The sequence below is a fragment of the Streptomyces pseudogriseolus genome, from assembly GCA_002154585.1.
Taxonomy (GTDB): Bacteria; Actinomycetota; Actinomycetes; order Streptomycetales; family Streptomycetaceae; genus Streptomyces; species Streptomyces pseudogriseolus.
This window is the reverse complement of record MUNG01000533.1, coordinates 1-5,040: the sequence shown is the minus strand read 5'-3', so window position 1 is coordinate 5,040 and position 5,040 is coordinate 1. Positions and strand designations below refer to the sequence as shown.

The following is a 5,040-nucleotide window of genomic DNA, read 5'->3' as shown; positions in this document are numbered from 1 at the left end:
GGAGGGGTACGGGCCGGAGGGGTACGGGGCGCGGCAGGAGCAGGCACGGCATGGCCGTCCTGGCGGCGCTGGGCGCGATGGCGGTGGGTGCGGCCGGATGCACGGTGCAGCCCGCCGGCGCGGACGGGCAGGGCGCGCCGCCGGTGCGGATCGACGTGCCGTCCCGGACACCGGACGCGCCAGGGCCGCCCGCGTCTCCCAGCCGGACCCCGGAGGCGCCCGAGAAACCGTCCCCGCCCGCGAAGCCGTCCGCCAGTCCGACGCCGGCGCGTGTGCTGTGGTCGCCCGGCGACGTGGGGCGGGACATACGCGAACTCCAGGCGCGGCTGCGGCAGATCGCCTGGATCTTCCACGGCCCCACCGGCACCTACGACGACCTGACGGCGGGGGCCGTCCGCGGCTTCCAGGGCAAGCGTGGTCTGCCGCGGACCGGGGTGACGGACACGGTGACCTGGCAGCGGCTACTCGCCATGACGCGGGAACCGGGACGCTGGGAGCTGTATCTGATGGGCGGCCAGCCGGCCGACGCGCCCGACCCGCGCTGCATGACCGGCCGGGTGCTGTGCATCAGCAAGTCCAGCCGCACCCTGCGCTGGATGATCGACGGCCGGACGGTGTCGACGATGCCGGTCCGCTTCGGCTCCGAGTACACGCCGACCCGCGAGGGCGTCTTCCAGGTCTACTGGAAGTCCCGGCACCACGTGTCCACGCTGTACGACTCGCCGATGCCGTACGCGATGTTCTTCAGCGGCGGCCAGGCGGTGCACTACTCGGCCGACTTCGCCGCCCGGGGCTACGCGGGCGCCTCGCACGGCTGTGTGAACGTACGCGACGAGGGCGCGATCGCCACGCTGTACGAGCAGGTGCGGGACGGCGACAAGGTGGTCGTCCACTGGTGAGACCTGCGACGACGTGAGGAAAGGGGCGCGGGCGGGACCGGGGGAACGTGTCCCGCCCGCGCCATGTGCACGAGCCGTGGGTACGGGGGGAACCCCGGCTCAGTGCTACGGCCGATGACCAGTCGGCTCACTCAGTACTGCGTCTGAAGCGCCAGAAGTGTCACACCGGGCGGTACGGACGTGTGGCGCGGTGGCGTTTCCGCAGGTCAGACGGCTTTCGGGAGGTCGGGCTGCCTAGTCCCGCGTGCCGCCGCCCTTGCCGTGCCCGTTCCCGCCGCCCTTGCCGTTCCCGTTCCCCTTGCCGTCGGCGCTGTTGCCGTTGTTGCCCTGGCCCTTGCCCGGACGGGCGTCGGCGCCGGAGCCGCTGTCGCCGTCGTTCCCGTCGCCCTGGCCGCCTCCGTCGCCGCCCTCGTCCTGACCGCCGTCGCCGGTGTCCGGGCGGCCGTCGCCCTGGCCGGGGAGGGTGTTCTGCGGCGCGTCCTCGTCGCGGTCGACGCGCGTCTCGGCGTCCTGCGCGCCGTCCCCGGCGCCCCTGTCGCCCCTGTCGTCGCTGTCCTTCTCGCCGTCCTTGCCGCCGGCTCCTGCCCCGGTGGCGAGGTCGTGGCAGTAGGCGGCGACGTGGGAGGCGCCGCCCGCCGCCTCGTGCAGGGCGCGGCGGTGTTCGCCGTCGACCGGACGTCCCTGGTGCCAGGACCGGCAGGCGGACACGACCAGCTTCCAGCGGGCGCCGTGGGCGGTCCTGCCGTCGCCGGGCGGCGAGCCGGTGGGCGTGCGGCCGGGCTTCTCGCCACCCTGCGCGCCGTCGCGGCCCCCGTCGGCGGTGTCGCCCTCGGGACGGTCCGGGGAGACGCTCCGCGCGGGCGGGGAGATCAGCGGGCGCGAGGGGTGCGTGGGCGTGGCGGCGCCCGCCGGGCCGGAGCGGGAGTCGTCGAACGGCGTGGGCAGCAGCCCGGTCCCGGCGAGCACGGCGGCGCCCCCGGCCATGCCGACGACCAGCGCGGCCGCCAGCGCCATCCGGGCGGGACGCGGCCGGCGGGCTCCGCCGGGCGTTCCGGTACGGCCGGGGCGTGGGACGCCGAGACGGATCAGGCCGACGTCGGCGCCCCCGGGGCCGGTGCCGTCACCGGTGTGCGGGGCCGAGTCGGCCTGCCCTGTCCGTTCGTCCCTCGACTTGCGGAAGGCGGCCAGCGCGGCCGCCTCCCCGGGAAGTTCACTCTCGTCCGTGGGCGGTGGCGCGGAGAGCGCGCGGAGCACGCCGGCCAGCCGTTCGGCCTGGTCACCGGGGGGTGGACCGGCAGCCTGGGGTGACTCACCGCTCAACAGGCGCTCCGCCGCCTCCGCGTCCAGCCACCTGTACCGCTCATCGGCCATCACAAGTCCTTCTGCGTCCGCGCTCGCAACTGCGTCACACTCGCGGACGTCACCGTACGACGGCGTGGTTCTCTCTGGGGTGGAAGGGCGTCGAGCCCACCCGCGGATTCCGGATGGCCGTCCGGATCGTCGGCGAGCAGTTCGGCGAGCCGGCGCAGGCCACGGTGCGCGGCCGTCCGCACGGCGCCGGGACGCTTGCCCAGGGTCTGCGCGGCGGTCTTGGCGTCGAGGCCCACGACCACGCGCAGGACGACGGCCTCGGCCTGGTCCTGCGGCAGCCGGGAGATCAGGTCGAAGGCGCCGTCCGTGGCCAGCGCCTCGATCGCCTCGCCGGCCGTGTCGAACTCGGCGGGCCGTCCGGTCAGCTCGGTCTCGTCGCCGCCGATCGCGGGGCGGCGGCCGCGCATGCGGATGTGGTCCAGCGCGCGGTTGCGGGCGATCCGGGCCGCCCAGCCGCGGAAGCGGTCCGCGTCGCCGGAGAATCTTTCCAGGTCACGGGCTATCTGAAGCCAGGCCTCGGACGTCACGTCCTCGGCGTCGGGCTCGCCGACCAGTGTCCGGACGTACCCGAGCAGCCGCGGGTGCACGGCGCGGTACACGGTCCGGAACGCGGTCTCGTCCCCACCCTGTGCCGCGCGCACCGCGGCAGTCAGCTCCGCGTCGTCCCCCAGCACGCGTGCGCCCTTCTGCGCCTCAGCCGGCGCCGCTCTCGCGGACCGGTTGCTCGCCGTCGTCATTGCTCAATCGGTCGTTGCGGTCTCAAGGCCGCACGCGGAGTTGTGGTCGTTTGTCTCCCGCGGCCTGGCGCGAAAGGCACGTTACGACCTGAAACCGCTCCCCGTCCATGACCGTACAAGACGCAACTAACTCGTGACACGGGACGTGTGACAGAAAACGCATCCCCGGCGCTGTAGAAGGTACGGGTCGCGCGCGGCCCGTACCGCGCGACGGCCGGGGCCTCTCCTGTGGGGGGTGGCGGCCCCGGCCGTCTCCGCACCACCGCTGCCGCGGGCAGGCACGCCGCCGCATGCACCTGCGACGCCGCCGCGAAAAACACCCCGCTGCCGCGCGCAAACACACGCCATCACGGACTGCCGCGCCACTGTCGGGAGCGGACACACCGCCGCCGCAGCACACGCGCCGCCGCCAGGGGGAGACACGCCGCCACCACGGGCTGCCGCGCCGCCGGGGCGAGACGCGCCGCCGCCGTGGGCAATCGTGCCGCCCAGGGCGGCACGGGTGGGCACGGCGGCACCCCGGCATCGCCGGGCTGCGAAACACCCCCCGTTCAGGTGAGCCGCGTCAACACTCAAGGCTTACGTCCAGCCCCCGCGCCCTTCCCTTCACCCTCGCCCTCGCCCTCGCCCTCGCCAGAGAGAGCGGTGCCGGCCGCCTCCCCCGTGGGACGGCCGACACCCGCTTCACCCCCCGAAACCTCCGGAGGAACACTCGGCACCGCCGGCACGGAAACCGACGGCGCCACCGTCGCAGCGCGCCCCGCGCAGTACGCCTCCACCCGCTCCGCACCCCCCGCGGCAGCGACCAACCGCTCCCACGCAGTGGCGTCCAGCGCCCGCCCCTTCCCGGCGACCCGCTCGTACGCCCGGCAGTGCGCCTCGACGTCCCCCGCGACGGCCTCAGCCCGCCCCGAGCGCCGCCGCTCACCGTCACCCCCCGCACCGGCGGACGCCGACGCCTCCGGAGTCCCAACGGCGCCAGAACCGGACGCGTCCGGAGCCGCCGAAGTCCCCGGAGCCGCCGACACCTCCGGTGCGGAAGAGCCGGCGGACGGCATCCGAGAAGGCCCCGTGTCCTCGGACCGCTCCCCGCCCGACGCCCCCGCCGCGTTGATCCCGGCCACGGCGACCCCACTGAGGGCGCAGCCGGCGACCAACGCCCCCAGCGTCGCCCGCAGCGACCGCCCCCCGAACCGCCGCCGGGAGGCCCGCCAGTCGTCCCGGCGCCGGGTGCGCGCGCCACGCGCCCCCGACTCCCGGGCGGCCACGAACGCGGCGACGGCCCGCTGCTCGGCCGTGGCGTCCACCCCGTCGCGAACCAGGGCGGCGGCGAGCAGCGCCTCCAGACGGGCGGTGTCATCGACCGCCCCCTCGTCGGAAACGGAGGCGGAAACGGCTATGCCCACAGCCTGCTCAGCCCGCTCAGGCCGCTCAGGCCGCTCAGCCCGCTCGGAACGACACTCAGGGTGCACACGCCGACGGCCGGCCCGCCCGCCGTCGCTCTGCCGTTCACCCATGTCCGCTTCCGTCCCTGCTCGATCGTGTCCGGCCCGTCCGGCCTGTCCGGCTTGTCCGGCCCTGCCCGGTTCCGTTATCCGGCCCTCACGGCCCGGCATCCGGGGCGCGACGCTCGCCGCACCCCCTTCCACCAGCGGGGAGCCCGTTCCGGCCCCAGCACACGGATACGGCCCGTCCGCCCGGCCCGTTCAGCCCCCGGTACGGCAGTGCCGTCCGGTGTGACCACCGTCCCGGCCCACGGTCACGTCGACTCACCCAGCGTCCGGGGCGCCTCATCCGTCACACCGTCGGCGGCGAGCTGCCGCGCCAGGCGCCGCAGACCCCGGTGCGCGGCCGTCCGTACGGCGCCCGGCCGCTTGCCGAGGACGCGGGCGGCGGCGGGCCCGTCGAGGCCCACGACCACCCGCAGCAGCACGGCCTCGGCCTGGTCCCGGGGCAGCCCGCCCACGAGGGCGAGGGCCTGCTCGGTGGACATGGCCTCCATCGCCTGGTCGTGCGTGCTGTGCGGGGCGGGC

The 5,040-nt window shown here is 75.7% G+C and carries 4 protein-coding genes; 1 reads left to right on the top strand and 3 read right to left on the bottom strand.

All coding sequences use genetic code 11. The annotated features are described in order from the left end of the window. Positions 1–50 precede the first annotated feature (50 nt). Positions 51–899 carry a L,D-transpeptidase family protein gene (locus CCN29_RS32280; protein WP_086686072.1) on the top strand — a complete coding sequence of 283 codons (849 nt, stop codon included), beginning with the start codon at positions 51–53 and terminating at the stop codon, positions 897–899. 234 nt (positions 900–1,133) lie between these two features. Here the strand turns inward: CCN29_RS32280 and CCN29_RS32275 are convergent, their stop codons facing one another. The 3 genes from CCN29_RS32275 to CCN29_RS32260 all read right to left on the bottom strand — a co-directional run. After that, positions 1,134–2,270, bottom strand: coding sequence for a hypothetical protein (locus tag CCN29_RS32275; RefSeq protein WP_086686069.1), 1,137 nt, complete (start codon positions 2,268–2,270; stop codon positions 1,134–1,136). Beyond that, a complete protein-coding gene (locus tag CCN29_RS32270) occupies positions 2,270–2,944 on the bottom strand; it encodes an RNA polymerase sigma factor (protein ID WP_086686074.1) in 675 nt (224 codons plus the stop codon). Before CCN29_RS32270 ends, CCN29_RS32275 begins: the two co-directional genes overlap by 1 nt. A 1,822-nt stretch (positions 2,945–4,766) precedes the next feature. Continuing rightward, the coding region (locus tag CCN29_RS32260; protein WP_442538614.1) for a sigma factor-like helix-turn-helix DNA-binding protein at positions 4,767–5,040 on the bottom strand (274 nt) is incomplete at its 5' end.